The 1,966-nt window shown below is 74.2% G+C and carries 1 protein-coding gene; it reads right to left on the reverse strand.

Annotated elements, in window-relative coordinates:
• Positions 1-1,577, reverse strand: a 1,577-nt coding sequence (locus tag ACFVFR_RS31480; protein ID WP_383707987.1) for a DEAD/DEAH box helicase, incomplete at its 3' end; no start/stop codon positions are given.
• Positions 1,578-1,966: the final 389 nt, after the last annotated feature.

Genomic DNA, 1,966 nt, shown 5'->3' on the forward strand with positions numbered 1-1,966 from the left:
GCACGGCCCCGGCCGGCGCCGCCACTCTGGCCGGCAGCACCGCGCTGGCCCGCGCCGCCGCCGCGCTGACCGGTGCCGCTGCCGGTGCCGGCGCTGGTGCTCCGCTGACCCGCCTCGCCGTGCGGGGCGCCGCCGCGTCGGGCGCGGGCGGCGCGGCTACGCCGGCCGCGCGAGGAGCTGCCACTGCCGCCGCCACGCTGTGCGGGCGCCGCGCTCGGCGGCGGGGTCAGCGTGACGGGCACACCGGAGGGCTCCTGGGCGCCGGTCACCCGGGACACCTCGGCGTCGCCGGGGCGCGCCTGCACGTTCTGCGGCGTGATGCCGGCCGCGCTGAGCAGCCGGCTCATCTCGCGTCGCTGCTCCGGCAGGACCAGGGTCACCACGCTCCCGGACTCGCCCGCGCGGGCGGTGCGGCCACCACGGTGCAGGTAGTCCTTGTGGTCGGTGGGCGGGTCGATGTTCACGACCAGGTCCAGGCCGTCCACGTGGATGCCGCGGGCCGCCACGTTGGTGGCGATCAGCGCGGTGACGCCGCCGTTCTTGAACTGGTCCAGGGTGCGGTTGCGCTGCGGCTGGGACTTGCCGCCGTGCAGCGCAGCCGCCCGTACGCCACTGGCCAGCAGGCGTTTGGCCATCCGGTCCACGGCGTGCTTGGTGTCCATGAACATGATCACGCGCCCGTCGCGGGCGGCGATGTGGGTGGCCACGGTGTGCTTGTCCGTCTCGGAGACGTGCAGCACGTGGTGCTCCATCGTCGTCACGGCCCCGGCCGAGGGGTCGACCGAGTGCACCACCGGGTCGCTCAGGTAGCGGCGGACCAGCTTGTCGACGTTGCGGTCGAGCGTGGCCGAGAAGAGCATCCGCTGCCCGTCGGGCGCCACCTGCTCAAGGAGCGCGGTCACCTGCGGCATGAAGCCCATGTCGGCCATCTGGTCGGCCTCGTCGAGCACGGTGATCCGCACCTGGTCCAGCCGGCAGTCGTCGCGCTGGATGAGGTCGGCGAGCCGACCCGGCGTGGCCACCACGACCTCGGCGCCGGCGCGCAGCGCGTTCGCCTGCCGGGAGATGGACATGCCACCGACGACGGTGGCCAGGCGCAGCCGCAGCCCCTTGGCGTAGGGGGTCAGCGCGTCGGTGACCTGCTGGGCCAGCTCCCGGGTGGGAACCAGGACCAGGGCCAACGGCTGGCGGGGCTGGGCCCGCTGTCCGGCCGTGCGGGCCAGGAGGGCGAGGCCGAAGGCGAGGGTCTTGCCGGAGCCGGTGCGGCCACGGCCCAGGACGTCGCGGCCGGCCAGCGAGTTCGGCAGGGTGGCGGCCTGGATCGGGAACGGCGCGCTCACCCCGGACTCGGCGAGCACGGTCAGCAGCGCGGCCGGCATGTCCAGCTCGGCGAAGGACTCGACGGCGGGCAGCGCGGGCGTCGTGGTGACCGGCAGTGCGAACTCGGCGTGCCCGGCGACGGGCGCGGCCTTGCGCCGGCCCTGCCCCTGCGGGCGGGGGCGGGAGCGACCGCCGGTACGGGGCTGGCCCTGACCGGATCGCGGGGAACGCTCGGTGGAACGGGTGGAGCGGTTCATGCGGAACCTTTCCTCGAAACGGCACGTATCGAGGAAGTCCCGGCGGCGGCCTGGCCGCGCAGGAATCGCAAGAACGAACCGAAGGGGTGACGACAGGGCACGGCGGGAAATGCCGCCCTGAACTGTCCGGGGCCGGTGTTCGCACTCTTGTCGAACTCTTGTCGACGAATTCCGCGTGGCGCAGTGGCGTTCACCGCCACGCGTACCGCGAAACACGCCCGGGGAATTCGGGCGGACACCGCTTGCACAACAAGACACCGCCGTCGCTTCATCGGGACGGCGGCATGGGCCGGGGCCGCCCCCCCCGGGGGGGGGCCCCCCCCCCCCGCGCCAAGCCGCCCCAGAAAAGAACGGGCGGATATTCAAACCCATCCGACACATGGGGCCCG

The sequence above is a fragment of the Streptomyces sp. NPDC057702 genome (assembly GCF_042799315.1).
In the GTDB taxonomy this organism is placed as follows: domain Bacteria; phylum Actinomycetota; class Actinomycetes; order Streptomycetales; family Streptomycetaceae; genus Streptomyces.